This is a genomic window from Bradyrhizobium erythrophlei, assembly GCF_042430365.1.
GTDB classification, from domain to species: Bacteria; Pseudomonadota; Alphaproteobacteria; order Rhizobiales; family Xanthobacteraceae; genus Bradyrhizobium; species Bradyrhizobium erythrophlei.
In genome coordinates this window covers 582,230-605,553 of record NZ_JBHMET010000274.1, presented here as the reverse complement: position 1 = coordinate 605,553, position 23,324 = coordinate 582,230, and the positions used below count along the sequence as shown (strand labels likewise).

The window sequence follows — 23,324 nt, the reverse complement described above, 5'->3', positions numbered from 1 at the left end:
GTCGCGTTCAACTTCGGTCCAATAATGCCGTTTCTTGGCCGCGGCGTACCGGTGTCGGGATTAGGCAGATGACCATAACGAGGTACCCAATTTGGATAGGCTGGTCCGCAGCGGCCGGTCGGCACTACATGTCGTGCGGCGCCGGCCGGTGGCTCAAGGAACCATCGACCGCCACACCAACAGGATCTTCTCAGAAAGGGGGGATCATGCGCACACACATGATCGCGGTATTGGTGACAGGTTTCGTCCTGGCGCTCGCCAATTTCGTGAGTGGTCCGGCGCGAGCCCAAACTGATCCTGCCCAGCCGGCTGTGCAGGATTTGCCGTCAAATCCGATTGGCAAGGTTGTGGTCGCCACGGGCTCGGTCACCATTCAACATGCCGGCGCGACCGTCGTTCAGGCAAATCTCGCAGGTCAGCCCGCGCAGGCGAAGGTTGGCGACCTCGTCTATCAGGGCGACGCGGTCGCAACCGGGGCTGATGGCCGGCTCGGCATCAACTTTACGGATGGCAGCTCGTTCAATCTGTCGAGCAACGCGCGCATGGTCTTGAACGACTTCGTCTACGACCCCAAAGGGAAGTCCAATTCGACGCTCTTCAGTCTGACCAAGGGAACGTTCACCTTCGTTGCCGGCAACGTCGCGAAGACCGGCGATATGAAGGTCGACACCCCCGTCGCCACCATGGGCATTCGAGGCACCACGCCACGCGTCGAAATTTCGAATGATGGTACGGTGAAGTTCTCGACCCTGATCGAAGAGGGCAAGAGCAAGCTCGCGAGAAAGCCGGGAACGGCCGCGACACCGCAACCCGAGCAGAACGGCCGCCCGAAACTCAATTTGAACATCTGTCGAGGGTGCTAGATCAGTTCTCGGGGGTACAGGCGGCCGGGGCGGCAGCGCCCCTCGCAGAAATCGTTCCTCATCTCCAGGATCAGGAAACCTGACATGGGATTTGGCACAAGACGCGGCATCGTCGACGGCGCGACATCCATTCTCATCCTGTCGTTGCTCGGGTCGCCGGCAACGGCACAGGCAGCAAAGCAGAAGGACAGCTACGTCAAGAGTATCGAGTTGTGCAACGGCGCAGGGCACGCGTCGCTCGAGTCGCGGATTGAAGGTTGCACCGCCCTCATCGGCGCGGGTCAAGACATGACGAGCGCCTTGCCTATCGCCTACAACAATCGCGGCAATGCCTACGCCGCCAGGGGAGACTACGACCGCGCCATCGAGGATTTCGATCAATCGATCAAGCTCAATCGGACCTACACCAAGCCCTACAACAACCGCGGCGTGGCTTACTTGAGGAAAGGCAATTACGACCTCGCAATTGAAGCCTTCGGCGAGGCGATCAAGCTCAACCCGCGCTACGGCGAAGCCTTCGCCAACCGTGCCGAAGCCCACCTGAAGAAGCAGGAGTACGATCGCGCGGCGCAGGATTATGACGAGGCAATTCGTCTTGATCCCAATCTGGAAGCCGCATGGAACGGACGTTGCTGGTCTCGCGCTGTGCTCGGTGAGCTGCAAAACGCGCTGGACGATTGCAACAAGGCGCTTCAGGGAGGTTCGAACAACGCTGCGACATACGACTCGCGTGGGCTGGTCTACCTGAAGCTCGGCCAATTCGGCGCAGCCGTCGCGGATTACAGCTCGGCGCTGCGCATCGACCCCAGCCTCGCGAGCGCACTTTACGGACGCGGGCTTGCAAAGCGCAAGATGGGCAATCAAGCCGACAGCGATGCCGATGTCTCGGCGGCTCGGACCATCCGGGCCGGGATCGATGACGACTTCGTGCGCTACGGCGTGCGATAAGAGCCGATCAAGATCGCGCGTCGACACCAGGACCGGAGGCCGATTGGAACCGATCGGGCTCTAGTCGTCCTGCGCAACCACCGGCGCGGGACGCGTGGACCGCGACGCCGTCCGCGGCCCATCCTTGCGGCTCAGCATCTCGCGCAGATAGGCGACATTGGCCGCCGCCTCTTCGGTCGGCAGATCCGCCTTGACGATGTTCTCGGCCTCGGCGAAGCGGCCTTGCAGGCCGACCACAAGCGCCAGATTCTGCCGCACCCGCGCATCGGCCCGGCCGCTCGCATAGGCGCGGCGCAGCGTCTCCTCGGACCTCGGCAGGTCCTTGGTCAGCATGTAGGACAGGCCGAGATTCGACAGCACCGACGGCTCGTCCGGAACGATGCGCAGCGCGCTTGCATAGTAGCGGCGCGCCTCCTCGTGCCTGCCCATCTTGTCGAGCGTGGTCCCCTGGACCGACAGGATGCGCCAGTCGGGATTGTCGGGAGTGTGCGCGCGGCCCAGCACGTCAAAGGCGGTCTGCGAATTGCCGTTGTCGGCAAGCGCGCGGCCATAGGCTGCGAGCAGCGCCTTGTTGCCGGGATGAGCGATGGTTGCCTGTTCGAGCACGGCGCACGCCTGCGCGCGCTGCTCGGTCATGCGCAGCGCCTGGCCGTAGCCGATAGCGGCATCGACATCCTTGGGATTGTTGCGATAGCGCTCGCCATAGTACTCGACGGCGCGGCGCGGATCGTCCGGCACCGCCTCCGCCTTCGAGGTCAGCGATCCCTTCACGTCGGACATGGTCTGGCAGCCGCCAAGACCTGCGGCGAGCACCGCCGTCAGGGGCACGTAAGCGAGATGCCGGGCAAGGTGCCGGGCCAGGCTGGACTGTCGACGCATGGCACTTTGACTCACGAAATCGGGCGAATGAACGAGCACAGCAATAGACCGTTAACCCTAACGTCTGGTTAATTGCGCCCCCCGGAGCGCGCAGGGGGCGGCCGCACCGCGCAATCAATAATCCATCGCGAGCCGCCGGCGGACTTCGTCGATCCGCTTGTCGAGCGCATCGAAGCGCGCATGCAGGCTGCGGTCGTGCAGGTAGAACAGATAGCCGATCAGCAGCAGCACGAAGATCCAGTGGTGGCTTTCGACATAGGCGAAGACCAGCTCGATCGCGTGGCCGATGCCGGCAACAATGCTCAGCACAATATCCATCGCGTTCCCCTCCCCTGGAAGATGACGGTTGCGGCCTTCGGACCGGGCGAAAACGCCCGCGGCCACCTTTGCTGAAGCCTACCATCGCGGCCGAAAGGCGTGTAGTAGCGACATACGACGCCAGAACAGCCGAGAGCAGCATGCCATCCGTGTTCGAGACCGCGCCCGCAAGCGCAGCCATTCCCATCACTTTCGTTACCAAGGCGACATGGAGCGCGATCAGGGACGAGTTGCCCGCGCCGGCGCGGCTATTCGCCGACGCCAACGGTTTTGCCGCCAAGCCCGGCAAATGCCTGACGCTGCCGGCGCCCGAGGGCACGATCGCGCAGGTGCTGTTCGGCCTCGAGAACGAAGGCGACAGGTCGCGCGATCCGTTCCGGCCAGGCAGCCTGCCCGGCCTGCTGCCGCCCGGGGTCTACCGTTTCGCCAATGCGCCGCATGACATCAGGCTCGCAACCCTCGCCTTTGCGCTGGGCTGCTACCGCTTCGGCCGCTATCGCAAGAACGGGGCACCTGATGTCCGTTTGGTACCTCCGGACAACGTCGACAGCGCCGACATTGCGCGGATGGCGGAGGCCGCCGCGCTGGCGCGCGACCTCATCAATACGCCGTCCAACGACATGGGGCCGGCGGAGCTCGCAGAAGCGGCGCGGGAGCTCGCGACGCGATTCGGCGCGACCTTCAACTGCATCACCGGCGACGAGCTTGCGCGGAATTTTCCGCTCGTCCACGCCGTCGGCATGGCCTCGACGCGCGCGCCGCGGCTGATCGACCTGACGTGGGGCGATCCCGCGCATCCCAGGGTCACGCTGGTCGGCAAGGGCGTCTGTTTCGACACCGGCGGCCTCGACCTCAAACCGTCGAGCGGCATGTTGATCATGAAGAAGGACATGGGCGGCGCCGCCAACGTGCTGGCGCTGGCGCAGATGGTGATGGATGCGAAGCTGAAGCTGCGGCTGCGCGTGCTGATCCCGGCGGTCGAGAACGCCGTTGCCGGCAATGCGTTCCGCCCGCTCGACATCTTCAAGTCGCGCAAGGGCATCACGGTCGAGATCGGCAACACCGACGCGGAGGGCAGGCTCGTTCTGGCCGATGCGCTGGCGCTGGCGGACGAGGAGACGCCCGATCTCCTGATCGACCTCGGCACGCTGACCGGCGCGGCGCGGGTGGCACTCGGGCCGGATTTACCGCCCTTTTACAGCAATGATGAGACGCTGGCCGAACGCGTCGCCGCCCACGCCAGAGAGGAGAACGATCCGTTGTGGCGCATGCCGCTCTGGCCAGCCTACGATTCCTGGCTCGACTCCAAGACCGCCGACATCACCAACTCGCCGTCGGGAACCTTTGCCGGCTCGATCACCTGCGCGCTGTTCCTGCAGCGTTTCGTCGAGCAGGCGAAGAGCTGGCTGCATGTCGACATCTATGGCTGGACGCCATCCGCAAAACCCGGCCGCCCCGAAGGCGGCGAATGCCAGGCCGCACGCGCGATCTACAAGCTGTTGAGCCAGCGCTATGCATGACCCGCGCCTGACGCCCGCCCGCGACGACCTCGCCGCCAAATATCTCGAGGGCAAGGTCAAGGCCGGGCGTTTCGTTGACGGCGAGGAGCTCGAGGTCTGCGACGCCATCGCTCCGCTCCGCCGTGCGCCGTCACCCGATGCCGAGCAGATGACGCAGGCGCTGAAGGGCGAGCGCGTCACGATCTACGACCGCAACGGCGAAGGCTGGGCCTGGGGCCAACTTGCCGGCGACGGCTATGTCGGCTGGCTGCCGGACAGTGCGCTGGTGAGACCTAAGGCGGCTCCGACCCACAAGGTGACGGCGCTCTCGACGCTCGCCTTTCCCGGCCCCTCGATCAAGCTACCGCCGGTCGAGGCGCTTCCGATGTCGGCGCGGATCGCCGTGGCGCGTGAGGTGGCGTCCTTCGCGGTCACCCATGATGGCCGCTATTTGCCGCGCCAACATCTCGGCGCCCTCGACATGGTCGCGCCCGACTTCGTCGCCGTCGCCGAACGATTCGTCGGCACCCCCTATCTGTGGGGCGGCAAGAGCGCGTTCGGCATCGATTGCTCCGGCCTTGTGCAGATCGCGCTCGCCTCGGCCGGCACCGGCTGTCCGCGCGACAGCGACATGCAGCAGGACGGGCTGGGTAAGGAACTGACCGCCGCGGAAGCCAAGCACCTGCAACGCGGCGACCTGATCTTCTGGAAGGGCCATGTCGCGATCGTCCGCGACGCCTCCACCATCGTACACGCCAACGCGCATCACATGGCAACCGCCATCGAGAACACGCAAGCCGCCATCGCCCGGATCAAGGCGACCGGCAGCGAGGTGCTCGCGATCAAGCGGCTGTAGCCGAAACGCGTAGGATGGGTAGAGCGCAGCGAAACCCATCGCTCCCGACCGCGTGGAAGGAATGATGGGTTTCGCTTCGCTCTACCCATCCTACGGATGTCAGGTCGCCACTGCCCCCTCGCCGTCCATCTCCAACCGGAACGCGGCGGCGAACAGGGCGCGGGTGTACTCGCTCTTCGGATTCTTGAACAGCTCGGAGGCCGGCCCCTCCTCCTCCACCTTGCCGGATTTCATCACGATCAGGTGGCTTGCGAGCGAGGCCACCACGCGCAGATCGTGCGAGATGAACACGTAGGTGAGGTCGCGCTTGCGCTGCAGCTCGCGCAACAGGTCGACCATCTGCGCCTGGAACAGCATGTCGAGCGCGCTCGTCGGCTCGTCCAGCACGACGAAGTTCGGCTCCAGCACCACCGCGCGCGCGATCGAGATGCGCTGGCGCTGGCCGCCGGAGAATTCATGCGGATAGCGGAAGCGCCAGTCCGGTTCGAGCCCGACATCCCTGAGCGCCTTGATCACCCGCGCCTCGCGCTCCTCGCGCGACAGCTGCGGCTGATGCACCTCGAGCCCCTCGGCAATGATGTCGGCGACCGACATGCGCGGGCTGAGCGAGCCGAACGGGTCCTGGAACACGATCTGCATGTCGCGGCGGAACGGCCGCATCTGCTTGAAGCGCAGGCCCTGGATGTCCTTGCCGAGGAACACGATCGGCCCGTTGGAGGAAATCAGCCGCAACAGCGCCAGTCCCAGCGTCGTCTTGCCGGAGCCGGATTCACCGACCACGCCGAGCGTCTCGCCCTTGCGCACGGTCACGCTGACGCCGTCGACCGCCTTGATATGGCCGACCGTCGAGCGCAACAGGCCGCGCTTGATCGGGAACCAGACCTTGAGGTTGTCGGCCGATATCACCAGCGGCGCGCCCGGCTGCGGCGGCGCCGGATCGGGCTTTGGCTCAGCCGCCAGCAGCGCGCGGGTATAGGCGTGTTTCGGCGCGGTGAAGACCTGCTCGACCGGCCCCTGCTCGACGATCTTGCCGCTGTTCATCACGCAGACCGTGTCGGCGATGCGGCGGACGATGCCGAGGTCGTGGGTGATGAACAACAGGCTCATGCCGAGGCGGGTGCGGATCTCCGCAAGCAGCGCCAGGATCTGCGCCTGCACGGTGACGTCGAGCGCGGTGGTCGGCTCGTCGGCGATCAACAGGTCCGGCTCGTTGGCGAGCGCCATCGCGATCATCACGCGCTGGCGCTGGCCGCCGGACAATTGATGCGGATAGCTCTGCAGCCGTGTCTCCGGCTCGGGGATGCCGACTTGTCGCAGCAATTCCAATGTCCGCGCCCGCGCGGCCGAGCCGCCGATGCCCCGGTGCAGCGACAGGATCTCGCCGATCTGCGACTCGATGGTGTGGAGCGGATTGAGTGAGGTCATCGGCTCCTGGAAGATGATCGAGATGTCGTTGCCTCTGACCTCGCGCATCTCGCGGTCGGACGCGGCCAGGAGATCGCGGCCGCGGAAGCGGATCGCGCCTGAGGGATGCGACGCCGCGGGATAGGGCAACAGCTTCAGGATCGACAGTGCGCTGACCGATTTGCCCGAGCCGGATTCGCCGACCAGGGCCACGCACTCGCCGCGCTTGATCGAGAACGAGATACGGTCGACCGCGACCGAGGAGCCGAACGCGACCGAGAGGTCGCTGATATCGAGCAGGGGCTTAATGGCATCCATGCGTCAGCCCTTGGAGAACGTCTTGCGCGGATCGAAGGCGTCGCGCGCGGCTTCGCCGATGAAGATCAGGAGCGACAGCATGATCGCCACCGAGAAGAAGCCGGTGAAGCCGAGCCACGGCGCCTGCACGTTGGCCTTGCCCTGCGACAAGAGTTCGCCGAGCGACGGCGAGCCGGGCGGCAAGCCGAAGCCGAGGAAATCCAGCGCCGTCAGCGTCATCACCGAAGACGACACGATGAACGGCAGGAAGGTCATGGTCGCGACCATGGCGTTCGGCAACAGATGGCGGAACATGATCACCGCATTGGAGACGCCGAGCGCGCGCGCCGCCTGGATGTATTCGAAATTGCGCCCGCGCAGGAACTCCGCACGCACCAGGCCGACCAGCGCCACCCATGAGAACAAGAGGAGGATGCCGAGCAGGATGAAGAAGCCGGGCGGCAACACCGCCGAGATGATGAGCAGCAGGTAGAGCGAGGGGATCGCGGTCCAGATCTCGATAAACCGCTGGAAGGTAAGATCGATCCAGCCGCCGAAGTAGCCCTGCACGCCGCCGGCGGCGATGCCGATGATCGAGGACAGGATGGTCAGCGTCAGGCCGAACAGCACCGAGATGCGGAAGCCGTAGATCAGCCGCGCGACGACGTCGCGGCCCTGATCGTCGGTGCCGAGCCAGTTGTATTCGAGGTCGCGGCAGCCCTTCAGGCCCTTCTTCTGCACCACCTCCTTGCACTGGTCCTCGGTCAGCATCCAGGTCGGCTTCGATGGCGCGGGCGTCGGCAAGTCGAGATTGCGAGTGTCGTAGGAGTAGCGGATCGGCGGCCAGATCATGCTGCCGCCCTTCGCCGCGATCTGCTTCTGCAAATAAGGGTCGCGATAGTCGGCCGCGGTCTCGAAATCGCCGCCGAAGGTGGTTTCGGCATAGCTAAACAGCACCGGCCAGTAGAGATGGCCGTCATACTTGATCACCAGCGGCTTGTCGTTGGCGATCACATTGGCGAACAGCGACACCACGAACAGCGTGATGAAGATCCAGAACGACCAATAGCCGCGGCGGTTCGCCTTGAAGTTCTGCCAGCGACGCTTGTTGAGCGGCGACGGCGCGAAGGCATGGCGCGTGGCGGGCACCACCTCGCCGAGCGGCGATTGCGTCGAGGTTTCGACCGGCTGGGGCGCTAGCATCGTCATCAGACTTCCCGCGCCTCGAAATCGATCCGCGGATCGACCCACATATACGCAAGGTCGGAGATCAGATTGACCACCAGTCCGAGCAGCGAGAAGATGAACAGCGTTCCGAACACCACCGGATAATCCCGGTTCAGGATGCTCTCGAAGCTGAGCAGGCCGAGACCGTCGAGCGAAAAGATCGTCTCGATCAGGAGCGAACCGGAGAAGAAGGCGTGGATGAACGTGGCCGGAAAGCCCGCAATCACGATCAGCATGGCGTTGCGGAACACGTGCCCGTACAGCACCTGCCGCTCGCTGCAGCCCTTGGCGCGCGCCGTCATCACATATTGCTTGCGGATCTCGTCGAGGAAGGAGTTCTTGGTCAGCAACGTCATGGTGGCGAAGGCGCCGAGCGCCATCGACACCATCGGCAGCGTGAGATGCCAGAAATAGTCGATGATCTTCCAGTACCAGGGGAATTGCGCCCAGCCGTCCGACGTCAGCCCGCGCAGCGGGAAGATGTTGAGGAACGAGCCGCCGGCAAACAGGATGATCAGGAGGATCGCAAACAGGAAACCAGGGATCGCGAAGCCGATGATGATCACACCTGACGTCCAGGTGTCGAACCGCGACCCGTCCTGAACCGCCTTGCGGATGCCGAGCGGGATCGAGATCAAATAGGTCAGGAACGTCATCCAGAGGCCGAGCGACATCGAGACCGGCAGCTTCTCCTTGACGAGCTGGATCACGCTGATGTCGCGGAAGTAACTCTTGCCGAAATCGAAGCGGGCGAAGTTCCACACCATCAACGCGAAACGCTCGGGCGCCGGCTTGTCAAAGCCGAACTGCACCTCGAGCTTCTTGATGAATTCCGGGTCGAGGCCCTGCGCGCCGCGATATTTCGAGCTAACCGTATCGGCCGAGGTGCCGACCTGGCCGCGCTGCGCGCCGAAATCGCCACCCCCGCCAGAGACGCGCGACGTGCCGCCGGTATCGGCGCCGCTGATCTGCGCGATGACGCGCTCGACCGGTCCGCCGGGCGCGAACTGCACCACCACAAAGGACACGAACAGGATGCCGAGCAGCGTCGGCAGCATCAGGAAAATGCGACGGGCGATATAGGCGCTCATCAGCTACCTCGCCTGTTGGGCACTGGCAGACTTGGCCGGATCGACCCACCAGATATCCGGCACGCCCGCGCCGCTGGCGTAACGCGGCAGCTTCGGCGGATGCGCGAACATATCCCAATAGGCCACGCGATGTGTGTTGGCGTACCATTGCGGCACCCAGTAGCGGCCGGCCCGGAACACGCGGTCGAGCGCGCGGCAGGCGAATGTCAGGTCGGCGCGCGTCTCGGCGGCGATCGCCTTCTCGATCAACGCATCGATCGCAGGACTGGAGACGCCCGCAAGGTTATAGGACCCTTTGGTAGCGGCCGCCTGAGATGAGAAGTACGGCCGCAGGCTGTCACCTGGGGTCGCCGACATGCTCAAGCGCTGGATCGCGATGTCGAAATCAAAGGCCTCGACGCGAGCACGGTGCTGCACCGCGTCGACCAGTCGGATGTTGGCGTCAACGCCGAGTTGGACGAGATTCTTGATGAAAGCGGCGTGGTGCGGCTGGAACGACGGCTCGTCGAGCAGAAACTCGATCGTGAACACCTCGCCATTCGGCAACCGCCGCTTGCCGTCCTTGACGACGCATCCGGCGTCATTGAGCATCTGGGCGGCCTTGCGCAACAGCGCGCGATCCTGTCCCGAACCGTCGGACACCGGCGGCACAAAGGGCTCGCCGAACACCTCGTCCGGCACCTGGCCGCGGAACGGCTCCAGCAGCTTCAATTCCTCCGGCGACGGCGGCCCGCTGGCGACCATGTCGGAGTTCTGGAATGGTGAAGCGGTGCGCGCGTAAGCGCCATACATCACCGTCTTCTGGGTCCACTCGAAATCGAACGCGTAGCCAAGCGCGTCGCGCACCTGCCGATCCCTGAACTTGTCGCGACGCGTGTTGAAGAACCAGCCCTGCCCGCCCGACGGCGTTTCATCCGGCAGGGTCTCGCGCTTGACCCGGCCATCCCTGATGGCCGGAAAGTCGTAACGCGTGGCCCAGATGCGCGCGGTGAATTCCTCGCGAAACAGGTAGTTCTTGCCGGTGAATCCCTCGAAGGCGACGTCGCGATCGCGATAGAATTCGTAGCGCACGACGTCGAAATTGTTGGCGCCGCGGCTGACCGGAAGGTCGGCCCCCCACCAGTCCTTGACGCGATCAAACTCGATGAAGCGGTTGGCCTCGAAGCGGCCGACCTTGTAGGGGCCCGAACCGAGCGGAGTGTCGAGCGTCGACTCGTCGAATGCGCGGTTGGCGTAATAGGCCTTGGAGAAGATCGGCAAGCCCGCAACAAAGAGCGGCACGTCGCGCGCGCGGTTTGGCGCGAAGGTCACGACGACGGCGGCATCATCGAGTGCCTCGGCCTTCACGAAGTCGCGCAACTGCACGACAATCAGGGGATGGCCCTTCTCCTTCAGCGTATTGAGCGAGAAGGCGACGTCCTGCGCGGTCAGCTTCGAACCGTCGTGAAACCGCGCTTTCGGCCGCAGCGTGAAACGGTAGCTGAGCTTGTCGGGCGAAATCAGCACCGATTTGGCCGCCAGGCCATACATCGCATCGGGCTCATCGCCGGAGCGCGCCATCAGCGAGACGAAGGTCATGTCCATGCCCTTCGCGCCTTCGCCCTTGAGGATGTAGGCGTTGAGCGAATTGAACGTGAAGAACGATTGATTATAGGCACGCGACGAGGGGATCAGCGAAAACAACCCGCCCTTCGGCGCGTTCGGGTTGACGTAGTCGAAATGGTGAAAATCTGCCGGATATTTCAGGTCGCCGAACACCGACATGCCGTGCATCTCGGTGCCGTTATCGGCCGCCGCCGGCGTGGCGCGAAGTCCTGCAGCGCTCAACGCACCGATGCCGAGACCGAGTGCGTGCCGACGGGTGAATAGCGCCATGCGCGAATCCTTAACCTTATGAACGCTTGCCGACCTTGGCCGCCTTGTCGGCGTCGTGCCACCAGATCGTCGGGAAACCCGAGAGGCCGTATTTGGGCAACTCTGCCGGACGGCCGAAGCGATCCCAGCGCGCCGTCCGCACCTTCGGATAGTTCCATTGCGGGACGACGTAGTGATTCCACAACAACACGCGGTCGAGCGCTTTCGTTGCAGCGACGAGATCTTCGCGGTCCGTCGCAAAGATCACCCGCTCGATCAGCTTGTCGATGGCGGGGTTCTTGATGCCGACGATATTGCGCGATCCCGGTGCATCGGCGGCTTTCGTTCCCCAAAATTCACGCTGCTCATTGCCGGGAGACAGGGATTCCGGCCAGGACCCGACAACGATGTCGAAATCCCAGGCGCGCAGGCGATTTTCATATTGGATCGGATCAATCGTGCGCACACTGACCGACATCCCAAGCCGCTCAAGTGACGGCTTGAAAGCCAGCATGATCCTTTCGAAATTCGGATCCTCGCTCAGCAGTTCGATCGAGAACGGCTCGCCGGTCTTGGCATCCACCAGCTTGCGGTCCCGCACCTCGTAGCCGGCGTCCTTGAGCAGGCGTGACGCCTCGCGGAGGTTTTCGCGCACAGCTTCGGGACTTCCGCCGACCGGATTCGTGTAGACCTTCGTAAATACCTCGGCCGGTACCTGCTCGCGCACAGATTCGAGAACGCCAAGTTCCTTGCCTTGTGGCAAGCCGGTCGCCATCAACTCCTCGGCGCCGTCGAAGTAGCTGCTGATGCGCTTGTATTGGCCGAAGAACAGCTGCTTGTTCACTTCTTCGAAGTCGAACGCGTAGTTCAGGGCGCGCCGGACACGCGGATCGGCGAATTTGGCGCGCCGCAGGTTCGGCACAAAGGCCTGCATGATGCCGGAACTACGGTTCGGAAACTCCTCCAGCAGCACGCGCTTGTCGGTGACGGCTGGAAAATCATAGGCGGTCGCCCAAGCCTTCGCGCTGTTCTCGGTACGCCAATCGACCTGATCGCCCTTGAACGCCTCGATCGCAACCGTCGGATCCCTGAAGTACTCGTAGCGCAGTTCGTCGAAATTGTTGCGGCCGACATTGATCGCGAGGTCGCGCGCCCAATGGTCCTTGACCCGCTCCAGCGTCACGGTCCGTCCTGCGACGAACTCCTTGATGCGATAGGCTCCCGACCCGAGCGGCTTCTCGAGCGTCGTCGCGGAGATATCGCGCTTACGACCCTGGCTGTCGGTGCCCTCCCACCAGTGCTTGGGCAGGATCGTCAGTTGGCCCACGATCTGCGGGAGTTCTCGGTTGCCCGGCATGTCGAAGACAAATTTCACGTCCCGATCGCCGATCTTCTCGGCCCGAACCACGTGGCTGTAATAGGCCGAGAACATCGGGTGATGCTTCTTGAAGGCATCGAGCGAGAAGATCACGTCTTCCGGGGTGACGGGGGTGCCGTCATGCCATTTGGCCTGAGCACGAAGACGGTAGACGACATACGAGAAGTCGTCAGGGTAACTTGCGACCTCCGCCAGCGATCCGTACTCCGTCGAGACTTCGTCTTGCGCAGGCGTCGTCAGGGATTCGTAGATCAGCGCGACCGCGGCTGCGATCGAGCCTTTCACGCCGGAGACGACCACGTTGAAATTATCGAAAGTGCCGATCGCGATCTGGCGGACGGTGCCGCCCTTGGGCGCATCCGGATTGACGTAATCAAACCGCTTGAAGTCGGCCGGGTATTTGACGGTGCCGAAAAGCGACAGACCGTGCCGCCATTTCAGCCCGTTCGGGGCGTCGTTTGCGAGCGCCGGCGTGATCGGGCCAGCGCCGAGATTGAGACCGAGCGCCGGGGCCACCGCGGCCAGTGCACTGCCTTGAAGAAGATGCCGTCGGGTAATCGCCAAATCCGGAATTCCTGTTGCTGACCCCGCCTAGATGGGACCCACTATAAGGCAACGGTTCGACCAGTTACGTTGCTTTTTCCTCATGATCATCGGTCCGGAACCGATCCGGTGCGGCGAAACGTCCCGATAACGCCCCTGCGACCCCGCATCAGATGACCGTTCCCCCATGCGAAAACGGCCAGGCATTGCCTGGCCGTCGTTCAATACGTGTTCGCAGAACAAATTGTTACTTCGAAGCGGTCGGGATCTTCTCAGGATGATCCGAGTTCGAATTCAGATAGGCGATGATGTCGGCGCGCTCGCTGTCCTTCGCAACACCGGCAAAGCCCATCGCCGTGCCGGGGACGAATCCCTTCGGGTTGGTGAGGAACTTGTTGAGGTCGTCAAAGGTCCACTTGCCGCCCTTGCCCTTCATGGCGGCCGAGAAGTTGAACCCGCGGCCCTCGCCCTTTGCCTCGTTCACGACGCCGTAGAGGTTCGGACCGACGCGGTTGGGGCCGCCCTTCTCGAAGGTATGGCAGGCAGCGCACTTCTTGGCGGCCGCGGTGCCCTTCTCAACGGAGGCGGTCTGCAGGAGCTTCTCGATCGGCTCGGACGATGCCGCGGCAGCCTCGCCGCCACCACCATGGGTCGTTTCCTTCACCGCGATCTCGAAACCCGGTTTCTCCGGCTGCTTCGGCGAGAACACCGCGCCGGCGGCAAAGCCCGTCACCAGGATAAGGATGCAGGTGCCGAACAGTGCACCGAGAATCTTGTTGAGTTCGAAGGAGTCCATCGTGGATCAGGCTCCGGGCCTTGAATGTCGACTTCAGGCCGGGAATACGGCCGCGGGGAAAGACCTGGGAATCGGCCTTTCGCACCGCCCCCAAGCAGGGTTGAGATATCGGTTTGCCCGCGCTCTGGCAACCCGTATAAACGCGCCGAAATCCACCCCCTCCCCAATCAATTTCCGCAGGCCGGACGGGCCCCCGACGCAATGACTAACCCTCGCACCTTGGTGCTGATTCCGGCCCGCATGGCCGCCACGCGGCTGCCCGGCAAGCCGCTCCTGGACATCGCCGGCCAGCCGATGATCGTCCATGTGCTGCGCCGGGCCGAGGAGGCCGGGATCGGCCGGGTCGCCGTTGCCACCGACACGGCGGAGATCGCGGCCGTGGTGACGGCCGCCGGCGGCGAGGTGGTGATGACCCGCTCTGACCATCCGTCCGGCTCCGACCGGATCCATGAGGCGATGCAGACGCTCGACCCTGACGGAAAGGTCGAGATCGTGGTCAACCTGCAGGGCGACTTTCCGACCATCACCCCGGACACCATCCGTGCCGCGCTGCCGCCGCTTACGGACCCGGCCGTCGACATCGCCACGCTGGCCTCGCAGATCCATAGCGCCGAGGAGGACCAGGCCCCGAGCGTCGTGAAGGCGGTCGGCTCGCCGATCGGGCCGAACCGGCTCCGCGCGCTCTATTTCACCCGCGCCACGGCCCCCCATGGCGACGGCCCCCGCTACCACCATATCGGCCTCTACGCCTACCGCCGCGGCGCGCTGGAGCGCTTCGTGGCGTTGCCGCCCTCGCCGCTGGAGCTGCAGGAAAAGCTCGAGCAGCTGCGCGCGCTGGAGGCCGGCATGCGGATCGACATCACCATCGTCGACAGCGTCCCGCGCGGCGTCGACACCCCGGCCGACCTCGAAACCGCCCGGCGGATACTGGCAAAAGCCTGAGCCGCTGGTAAAAGGCCCCGCATGACCAAGAAGCTGAAAATCGCGTTCCAGGGCGAGCCTGGCGCCAATTCCCATATCGCGATCGTCGAGGCCTATCCCGACGCCGAGCCGATGCCCTGCCCGACTTTCGAGGATGCGCTGTCCGCGATCGCCTCCGGCGAGGCCGATCTCGGCATGATCCCGATCGAGAACTCGGTCGCCGGCCGCGTTGCCGACATCCACCATTTGCTGCCGGACTCGGGCCTGTTCATCGTGGGCGAATGGTTCCTGCCGGTCCGCCACCAGCTGATGGCGGTCAAGGGCACCAAGCTTTCCGACATCAAGAGCGTCGAGAGCCATGTGCACGCGCTCGGCCAATGCCGACGCATCATCAGGAAGCTCGGCGTCGCGCCGATCGTCGCCGGCGACACCGCCGGCAGCGCGCGCGATATCTCCGAGCGCGGCGACAAGAGCGTGGCCGCGATCGCCTCCCGCCTCGCCGCCGAGATCTACGGCCTCGACATCCTCGCCGAGGACGTCGAGGACGAGGCCCACAACACCACCCGCTTCGTGGTGCTGGCGCGCGAGGCGAAATGGGCCGAGCAGGGCTCGGGGCCGCTGGTCACGACGTTTGTCTTCCGCGTCCGCAACCTGCCCGCGGCGCTCTACAAGGCACTGGGCGGCTTTGCGACCAACGGCGTCAACATGACCAAGCTGGAAAGCTACATGGTCGATGGCAATTTCTTCGCCACGCAATTCTACGCCGACGTCGACGGCCACCCGAACGATCGCGGGCTGGCCTTTGCGCTGGAGGAGCTGAAATTCTTCTCGCGCGAATTCCGCATCGTCGGCGTCTATCCCGGCCATCCGTTCCGCGCGACCTTCAGCGAGACGCAGGACTAGGCCGAGCGAACGCAATCTTTCCAAGTGTCGTCCCGGCGAAGGCCGGGACCCATTACCACCGGCGTTCGTAGGCAGCACGGCGACAACCAGTTTGCTCAACAACTGGAGCCGCGGCGTATGGGTCCCGGCCTTTCGCCGGGACGACAATCATTACGCCGCCACCTTCTTGCTTAGCCCGAACGCATCCGCGAGCAGGCTGTACGATTTCTTCCGCGCCTCGTGGTCGTAGACCGCGGTGATCACCATCAACTCGTCCGCCTGGGTCGCCGCGATCAGGGGCTGCAGCTTCGTCATCACGGTTTGTGGGTTGCCGACGAAGAACCGCGACCGGTTGCGCGCGATCGAGGCGCGCTCGGCGTCGGTGTAGGGATAGGCCTCGGCCTCCTCGATGCTGGGCAGCGGCAGATACTGCCCGCGGTCGCGGCGCAGGCGGTTCAGGTCCATCGACAGCGCGAGCTTCTCCGCCTCTGCATCCGTGTCAGCCGCAACGACCGCCACCGCCAAGATCGCCTGCGGCGTGCTGCGCCAGCCCGACGGCTTGAAATGCGCGCGATAATTGGTCATCGCCGCGATTGCGTCATGGGTGGCGAAATGGTGCGCGAACGCAAATCCCATCCCGACCTGGGCGGCGAGCTCGGCCGAGTAGTCGCTGGAGCCGAGCAGCCAGATCGGCGGCAGCGGCGAGTCATCAGGCATCGCCACCACGTTGTTGTAGGGGTGGCCGGGCGGGAAATCACGCGTCTCCCACAGGGTCAGCTCATGCAGCCGCTCCAGGAAATCGTCGCCCTCGCGGCGATCGAGCCGGCTGCGCAGCGCGTAGGCAGTGGCGCCATCGGTGCCGGGCGCGCGGCCGAGGCCGAGATCGATGCGGCCGGGAAACAGCGCCTCCAACATCTTGAAGCGCTCGGCGACGACGAGCGGCGCGTGGTTGGGCAGCATCACGCCGCCGGAGCCGACGCGGATGTGCTGGGTCACCGCCGCGATCTGGCCGATCATCAGGTCCGGCGCCGGGCTCGCGACGGAGGCGAGGTTGTGGTGCTCGGCCAGCCAGTAGCGGACATAGCCGAGGCCGTCGACATGGCGCGACAGATCAATGCTGTTGCGCAGCGCCGCGGCGGGTTTAATGCCTGAAGTGACGACCGAAAGGTCGAGGACGGAGAGCGGAATCATGGCGCTGAGCCTAGTGTCGCCGCGCGAGCCGACAAAGGCCCCGGCCGCGCAGATCAGGCCCGCGCCGGATGGCCGGCATTCGCCCCCCACACTTCATGCGAATTGGGACAGAGTAAGACAGTTTGTTAGCAGCTAAACGCTGCCCACATGACAATAGGCCTGACGTTTCTGGGGCGGATGGAAACATTATTCTATAATTTCAGTGAATTATGGGCTAAAATCAGCATGCCTGATTTCGCCCACTCCGGACGCCAATGGACGCTCTGTTTGTCCTCATATTGACGCATAGTGGGCAATTTCCCATATCGGATGGGCTGTTTCGGCCGTCTCGTTTCGCCTATCTTGGGCCCTCCATAACCAGGCCAGACGTCTGCCCACCCGTTGCGGAGCCCGTGCGTATCATGACCGAGACCATTTCTCCCGTGTCCAATGGGCACCGTGCGCCAAAGGCCCCCAAGATCTCCTTCGAGTTCTTCCCGCCCAAGACCGAGGAGATGGAGCGCAATCTCTGGGAGACCATCAACCGCCTGGCGCCGCTGGCGCCGAACTTCGTCTCGGTGACCTATGGCGCGGGCGGCTCGACCCGCGAGCGCACTCACGCGACCATCGCCCGCATTCTGAAGGAAACCAACCTGCTGCCGGCCGCGCATCTGACCTGCGTCGGCGCCTCGCGCGGCGAGATCGACGAGATCGTCGACCGCTACCACGAGGTCGGCGTCCGCCACATCGTCGCGCTGCGCGGCGATCCGCCCGCCGGCATCGGCACGCCCTACGTCACCCATCCCGACGGCTATCAGAGCTCGGCTGCGCTCGTCGCCGGGATCAAGACGCGTCACCCCGACATCGAGGTGTCGGTCTCGGCGTATCCCGAGAAGCATCCGGAAGCAGGAAGCTTCGATGCCGACATCGACACGCTGCAGGCCAAGGTCGATGCCGGCGCGGCGCGCGCGATCACCCAGGTGTTCTTCGACAACGACCTCTACTTCCGCTACCTCGACCGGGTGCGCGCGCGCGGCATCGAGATCCCGATCGTGCCGGGCATCATGCCGATGCACAATTTCAAGCAGGCCCGCAATTTCGTCACCCGCGCCGGCACCACCGTGCCGGATTGGTTTGCCGCAAAGTTCGAGGGCCTCGACGACGATCCCGAGACGCGCAAGCTGGTGGCCGCGACGGTCGCCGCCGGCCAGGTGCAGAAATTGGCAAAGCACGGCGTCGACACCTTCCACTTCTACACCATGAACCGCGCGGACCTCGTGTTCGCGATCAGCCATCTGCTCGGCATCCGGCCGCATGGCGCCCAGAAAGCTGCCTGACCCATGACAGTCCCGGTTTCTTCCAAGCGTATCGCCCTGCTCGCTGCTGCCCGCGAGCGCATCCTGGTGCTCGACGGCGCCATGGGCACGATGATCCAGGGCCTGCAGTTCGACGAGGCCGCGTTCCGCGGCGCGCGCTTCAAGGATTTCCATCGCGACATCAAGGGCAACAACGACGTCCTGATCCTGACCCAGCCTGACGCGATCGAGGACATCCACGCCGCCTATTTGCGCGCCGGCGCCGACATCGTCGCGACCAACACCTTCTCCTCGACCTCGATCGCGCAGGCCGACTACGACATGTCGGACCTTGCCTATGAGCTGAACCGAGAGGGCGCGCGGCTGGCGCGTGCCGCGGCGGAGCGCGTGTCGGCCGAGGACGGCAAGGAGCGTTTTGTGGCGGGCGCTCTCGGCCCAACCAACCGCACCGCTTCGATCTCGCCGGACGTGTCGAACCCGGGCTATCGCGCGGTCACCTTCGACGATCTGCGCAAGGCCTATGGCGAACAGGCCCGCGGCCTGCTCGACGGCGGCGCCGACCTCCTGCTGGTCGAAACCATCTTCGACACGCTGAACGCCAAGGCGGCGCTGTACGCGATCTCCGAGATCATCGAGGAACGCGGCATCGACATCCCCGTGATGATCTCCGGCACCATCACCGACAAGTCCGGCCGCCTGCTCTCCGGCCAGTTGCCGGAGGCGTTCTGGCACTCGGTGCGGCACGCCAGGCCCGTGACCATCGGCTTCAACTGCGCGCTCGGCGCGGAAGATCTGCGCGCGCACATCGCCGATATCGGCCGCGTCGCCGACACGCTGGTTTGTGCGTATCCGAACGCCGGCCTGCCCAACGAGTTCGGCCAGTATGACGAGACGCCGGACTACATGGCGCGGCTGATCGGCGAATTCGCCGCCGCCGGCCTCGTCAACATCGTCGGCGGCTGCTGCGGCACCACGCCGGACCATATCGCGGCGATTGCCGCCGCCGTCGCGCCGCACAAGCCGCGCATCGTGCCCGAGATCGCGCCGCGGCTGCGGCTCTCCGGCCTCGAGCCGTTCACGCTCACCGATGCGATCCCCTTCGTCAACGTCGGCGAGCGCACCAACGTCACCGGCTCGGCCCGCTTCCGCAAGCTGATCACTGCGGGCGACTACACCGCCGCGCTGCAGGTCGCGCGTGACCAGGTCGAGAACGGCGCCCAGGTTATCGACGTCAACATGGACGAGGGCCTGCTCGATTCCGAGAAGGCCATGGTGACGTTCCTCAACCTCGTCGCCGCCGAGCCCGATATCGCGCGCGTCCCTGTGATGGTCGACTCCTCGAAGTTCCACGTCATCGAGGCCGGCCTGAAGTGCATCCAGGGCAAGCCGATCGTGAACTCGATCTCGCTCAAGGAAGGCGAGGAGAAGTTTTTGCATGAGGCGACCGTCGCCAAGCGCCATGGCGCGGCCGTGGTGGTGATGGCGTTCGACGAGACCGGCCAGGCCGACACGTTCAAGCGCAAGACCGAGATCTGCAAGCGGGCCTACGACATCCTGGTCAACCGGCTCGACTTCCCGCCCGAGGACATCATCTTCGACCCGAATATCTTCGCGATCGCGACCGGCCTCGAGGAGCACAACAATTACGGCGTCGACTTCATCGAGGCGACGCGCTGGATCCGGCAGAACCTCAAGGGCGCGCACATCTCGGGCGGCGTCTCCAATTTGTCGTTCTCGTTCCGCGGCAACGAGCCGGTGCGCGAGGCGATGCACTCGGTGTTCCTGTATCACGCCATCCATGCCGGCATGGACATGGGCATCGTCAATGCCGGGCAGATGATCGTCTATGACGACATCGACCCCGAGCTGCGCCAGGTGTGCGAGGACGTCATCCTCAATCGCGATCCCGGTGCTTCGGAGCGGCTGCTGGCGCTCGCCGAAAAATTCCGCGGCAAGGAGAAGCAGACCAAGGAGCAGGATCTCGCCTGGCGCGAATGGCCGGTCGAGAAGCGGCTGTCCCACGCGCTGGTCCACGGCATCACCGAATTCATCGAGCAGGACACCGAAACTGCCCGGCGAAACGCCACCCGCCCGCTCGACGTCATCGAAGGCCCGCTGATGGCCGGCATGAACGTGGTCGGCGACCTCTTCGGCGACGGCAAGATGTTCCTGCCGCAAGTGGTGAAGTCGGCACGGGTGATGAAGCAGGCGGTCGCCTATCTGATGCCGTTCATGGAGGAGGAGAAGGCGCGCAACCTCGCCAGTGGCGTGACCGGCGACGGCCGCAACGCCGCCGGCAAGATCGTGCTCGCGACCGTGAAGGGCGACGTCCACGACATCGGCAAGAACATCGTCGGCATCGTGCTCCAGTGCAACAATTTCGAGGTCATCGATCTCGGCGTCATGGTGCCGGCCAACAAGATCATCGAGACCGCGAAGGCCGAGGGCGCCGATATCATCGGCCTGTCCGGTCTGATCACGCCCTCGCTCGACGAAATGAGCTTCCTCGCCGGCGAACTGGAACGGCAGGGCATGAACCTGCCGCTGTTGATCGGTGGCGCCACCACGAGCCGCGTGCATACCGCGGTCAAGATCGACCCGAACTATCCGGGCGGGCCGGTGGTGCATGTCAACGACGCCAGCCGCGCGGTCGGCGTCGCCTCCTCGCTGTTGTCGCCGGAGAAACGGCAGGCCTATGCCGCCGAGGTGCGCGCCGAATACGCAAGAATCTCCGCGGCGCATTTCCGTGCCCAGGCCGACAAGAAGCGGCTGAAGCTCGCCCAAGCCCGCGCCAACAAGGTGGCGATCGACTTTGCCGCGGCGCCGCCGAAGAAGCCGGCCTTCTTCGGCCTGAAGAGCTTCGACGCTTACGACCTGGCCGAACTCGCCGAATACATCGACTGGACGCCGTTCTTCCAAACCTGGGAGCTGACCGGCCGCTTCCCCGCGATCCTCGACGATCCCAAGATCGGTGAGGTGGCACGCTCGCTCTATGACGACGCGCGCAAAATGCTCGATACGATCATCAAGGAGAAGTGGTTCACCGCCCGCGCCACCATCGGCTTCTGGCCGGCGAATGCTGTTGGCGACGATATCGAGGTCTACGCCGACGAGACGCGCAAGGAGAGGATCGCGACCTTCCACACGCTGCGCCAGCAGCTCGAGAAGCGCGAGGGCCGCTTCAACGCCGCGCTGTCGGATTTCATCGCGCCGAAGGAGACGGGCGTGCCCGACTATGTCGGCGGCTTCGTCGTGACCGCCGGGATCGGCGAGGATGCGGTCGCCGACCGCTTCAAGAACGCCAATGACGATTACTCCTCGATCCTGTGCAAGGCGCTGGCCGATCGCCTCGCGGAAGCCTTTGCCGAGCGCATGCACCAGCGCGTGCGCAAGGAGTTCTGGGCCTATGCGCCGGACGAGGCGTTCTTGTCCGACGATTTGATCCTCGAGAAATACGACGGCATCCGCCCGGCGCCCGGCTATCCGGCGCAGCCCGACCACACCGAGAAGAAAACGCTGTTCGCGCTGCTCGATGCCGAGGCCACCGCCGGCGTGAAGCTGACCGAGAGCTATGCGATGTGGCCGGGCTCCTCGGTCTCCGGGCTCTATTTCTCGCACCCCGAAAGCTTCTATTTCGGCGTCGGCAAGATCGAGCGCGACCAGGTCGAGGATTACGCCAACCGCAAGGGTATGACGGTCGTCGAGGTCGAGCGCTGGCTCGCGCCGATCCTGAACTACATCCCCGCGCAGGACCAGGCGAAGGAGATCGCGCCCGCCGCAGCGCCGGCCAACGATGTTGCCGGCAAGGAACTGGCCTCGCACCCGCCCGGCTGCACCTGTGCCGTGCACCTCGCCTGGCGCAAGAAGGCGGTGGGGGCGGGGTAGTGACTTCCTTCCCTTCTCCCCTTGTGGGAGAAGGTGTCGCGGACGCAGTCCGCGACGGATGAGGGGTCTCTATCCGCGGAGACAGACCCCTCACCCGTCCGCGATGCTGCGCATCGCGACCACCCTCGCCCACAAGGGGAGAGGGGAAGAGATGCGGAGGGTACCTCTCCATGAAACTCTTTTCCTTCTGGCGATCGCTGGCGAGCTTTCGGGTACGGATCGCGCTCAATCTGAAGAACCTGCCGACTGAAGTGATCTTCGTCGATCTCGATGCGGACGCGCATCGCACTGAGGCCTATCGCAAGATCAATCCGCAGATGGCGTTGCCGGCGCTGGTGACCGACGACGGCGCGGTGCTGTTCCAGTCGCTCGCGATCATCGACTATCTCGACGAGACCCATCCCGCGCCGCCGCTCCTGCCATCGGACCCGCTCGGCCGCGCGCGGGTGCGCGGGCTTGCGCTGATCGTCGCCTGCGAGGGCCATCCGCTGCTGACGCCGCGGGTGCGGCGCTATCTCGACCGCGAACTCGACCTGCGCGACAGCCAGCAGAACGCCTGGCGGCGGCACTGGACGGTCGAGACGCTGGTTGCGCTGGAGGGCCATCTCGCCGGCCACAAGGCCACCGGCACCTTCTGCCACGGTGATCAACCCGGCCTCGCCGACATCTGCCTGGTCGGCCATGTCACCGCCGCCATCAACCAGCAGATCAGCCTGTCGCCCTGGCCGACGATCAAGCGCATCCACGAGGCCGCGATGGCGCTGCCGGCATTCGCCAAGGCGCACCCGGCGGCGCAGCTGGACACGCCGGAGGCAATGCGGGCGAAATAGCGCCCAACACAACTCTCTCCCCGTCATCCCCGCGCAACGGCTTCGCTGTTGTCGCTGGAGGAGCGCATAGCGCGTCTCGCAGGATGTACGGCCGCAGTCGGGCCGTCGTGCTTCGAGACGCGCGTTCCGCGCTCCTCAGCATGACGGGGATAGATTTGCGCGTACGGCTCTTTCCGCATCATTGCGAGGAGCGACAGCGACGAAGCAATCCATCTCTCGGCAAGCGGAGAGATGGATTGCTTCGCTTCGCTCGCAATGACGCGGGGGAGCTTTCTGATTCAACTATCAAACAGCGATGAGGATGTGCGTTCGCATTCTCGCGACGTGAACCGTCCGAGCTTTGCGTTTCGTCCCACCCTCTTCAATC

At 64.6% G+C, this 23,324-nt stretch carries 18 protein-coding genes; 9 read left to right on the top strand and 9 right to left on the bottom strand.

The features are described 5' to 3' along the window. Positions 1–68 precede the first annotated feature (68 nt). Positions 69–863 (top strand): FecR family protein, encoded by a 795-nt coding sequence (locus ACFFWD_RS44705; protein ID WP_376975856.1) that lies wholly within the window; start codon positions 69–71, stop codon positions 861–863. Positions 864–1,007: 144 nt separating this feature from the next. Continuing rightward, positions 1,008–1,811, top strand: coding sequence for a tetratricopeptide repeat protein (locus ACFFWD_RS44700; RefSeq protein ID WP_376975855.1), 804 nt, complete (start codon positions 1,008–1,010; stop codon positions 1,809–1,811). A 60-nt stretch (positions 1,812–1,871) separates the two neighbouring features. On the opposite strand, the gene ACFFWD_RS44695 is transcribed toward ACFFWD_RS44700, so the two are convergent. Further along, the gene (locus ACFFWD_RS44695; RefSeq protein WP_376975854.1) at positions 1,872–2,690 is read right to left on the bottom strand and encodes a tetratricopeptide repeat protein; all 819 of its coding nucleotides are present in this window, start codon (positions 2,688–2,690) and stop codon (positions 1,872–1,874) included. Positions 2,691–2,804: 114 nt separating this feature from the next. Then, on the bottom strand, positions 2,805–3,008 hold the full coding sequence (locus tag ACFFWD_RS44690; RefSeq protein ID WP_376975853.1) for a hypothetical protein: 204 nt from the start codon (positions 3,006–3,008) through the stop codon (positions 2,805–2,807). A gap of 140 nt (positions 3,009–3,148) precedes the next feature. On the opposite strand from ACFFWD_RS44690, the gene ACFFWD_RS44685 reads away from it, so the two are divergent. Next, entirely contained in the window at positions 3,149–4,528 is a 1,380-nt protein-coding gene (locus ACFFWD_RS44685; RefSeq protein ID WP_376975852.1) for a leucyl aminopeptidase family protein, read from the top strand. Next, positions 4,521–5,363 (top strand): C40 family peptidase, encoded by an 843-nt coding sequence (locus ACFFWD_RS44680; protein ID WP_376975851.1) that lies wholly within the window; start codon positions 4,521–4,523, stop codon positions 5,361–5,363. Before ACFFWD_RS44685 ends, ACFFWD_RS44680 begins: the two co-directional genes overlap by 8 nt. A 99-nt stretch (positions 5,364–5,462) precedes the next feature. Here ACFFWD_RS44680 and ACFFWD_RS44675 read toward each other — a convergent pair whose 3' ends face one another. The 6 genes from ACFFWD_RS44675 to ACFFWD_RS44650 form a co-directional block, all read right to left on the bottom strand. Next, entirely contained in the window at positions 5,463–7,085 is a 1,623-nt protein-coding gene (locus tag ACFFWD_RS44675) for an ABC transporter ATP-binding protein (RefSeq protein WP_376975850.1), read from the bottom strand. A 3-nt stretch (positions 7,086–7,088) separates the two neighbouring features. Then, positions 7,089–8,273, bottom strand: a complete 1,185-nt coding sequence (locus tag ACFFWD_RS44670) for an ABC transporter permease (RefSeq protein WP_376975849.1) — start codon at positions 8,271–8,273, stop codon at positions 7,089–7,091. Then, a complete protein-coding gene (locus ACFFWD_RS44665; RefSeq protein ID WP_376975848.1) occupies positions 8,273–9,382 on the bottom strand; it encodes a microcin C ABC transporter permease YejB in 1,110 nt (369 codons plus the stop codon). Before ACFFWD_RS44665 ends, ACFFWD_RS44670 begins: the two co-directional genes overlap by 1 nt. A gap of 3 nt (positions 9,383–9,385) precedes the next feature. After that, on the bottom strand, positions 9,386–11,257 hold the full coding sequence (locus ACFFWD_RS44660; RefSeq protein WP_376975847.1) for an extracellular solute-binding protein: 1,872 nt from the start codon (positions 11,255–11,257) through the stop codon (positions 9,386–9,388). A 16-nt stretch (positions 11,258–11,273) separates the two neighbouring features. Next, the gene (locus ACFFWD_RS44655; protein WP_376975846.1) at positions 11,274–13,178 is read right to left on the bottom strand and encodes an extracellular solute-binding protein; all 1,905 of its coding nucleotides are present in this window, start codon (positions 13,176–13,178) and stop codon (positions 11,274–11,276) included. A gap of 226 nt (positions 13,179–13,404) precedes the next feature. After that, positions 13,405–13,953 carry a c-type cytochrome gene (locus tag ACFFWD_RS44650; RefSeq protein ID WP_376975845.1) on the bottom strand — a complete coding sequence of 183 codons (549 nt, stop codon included), beginning with the start codon at positions 13,951–13,953 and terminating at the stop codon, positions 13,405–13,407. Positions 13,954–14,154: 201 nt separating this feature from the next. Here ACFFWD_RS44650 and ACFFWD_RS44645 point away from each other — a divergent pair, with 201 nt between their 5' ends. Continuing rightward, positions 14,155–14,895, top strand: a complete 741-nt coding sequence (locus tag ACFFWD_RS44645) for a 3-deoxy-manno-octulosonate cytidylyltransferase (RefSeq protein ID WP_376975844.1) — start codon at positions 14,155–14,157, stop codon at positions 14,893–14,895. A 21-nt stretch (positions 14,896–14,916) separates the two neighbouring features. Further along, positions 14,917–15,777, top strand: coding sequence for a prephenate dehydratase (locus ACFFWD_RS44640; RefSeq protein WP_376975843.1), 861 nt, complete (start codon positions 14,917–14,919; stop codon positions 15,775–15,777). Positions 15,778–15,927: 150 nt separating this feature from the next. Here ACFFWD_RS44640 and ACFFWD_RS44635 read toward each other — a convergent pair whose 3' ends face one another. Beyond that, complete coding sequence (locus ACFFWD_RS44635) at positions 15,928–16,947, bottom strand: LLM class flavin-dependent oxidoreductase (RefSeq protein WP_376975842.1); 1,020 nt, start codon at positions 16,945–16,947, stop codon at positions 15,928–15,930. A 401-nt stretch (positions 16,948–17,348) separates the two neighbouring features. Here ACFFWD_RS44635 and metF point away from each other — a divergent pair, with 401 nt between their 5' ends. The 3 genes from metF (at position 17,349) to maiA (ending at position 22,957) form a co-directional block, all read left to right on the top strand. Further along, the gene (gene metF / locus ACFFWD_RS44630; protein WP_376975840.1) at positions 17,349–18,263 is read left to right on the top strand and encodes a methylenetetrahydrofolate reductase [NAD(P)H]; all 915 of its coding nucleotides are present in this window, start codon (positions 17,349–17,351) and stop codon (positions 18,261–18,263) included. 3 nt (positions 18,264–18,266) lie between these two features. After that, positions 18,267–22,127 (top strand): methionine synthase, encoded by a 3,861-nt coding sequence (gene metH, locus ACFFWD_RS44625; RefSeq protein WP_376975839.1) that lies wholly within the window; start codon positions 18,267–18,269, stop codon positions 22,125–22,127. A 170-nt stretch (positions 22,128–22,297) separates the two neighbouring features. Further along, positions 22,298–22,957: a maleylacetoacetate isomerase gene (maiA, locus tag ACFFWD_RS44620; protein ID WP_376975837.1), complete on the top strand. Its 660-nt coding sequence runs from the start codon at positions 22,298–22,300 to the stop codon at positions 22,955–22,957. Positions 22,958–23,324: the final 367 nt, after the last annotated feature.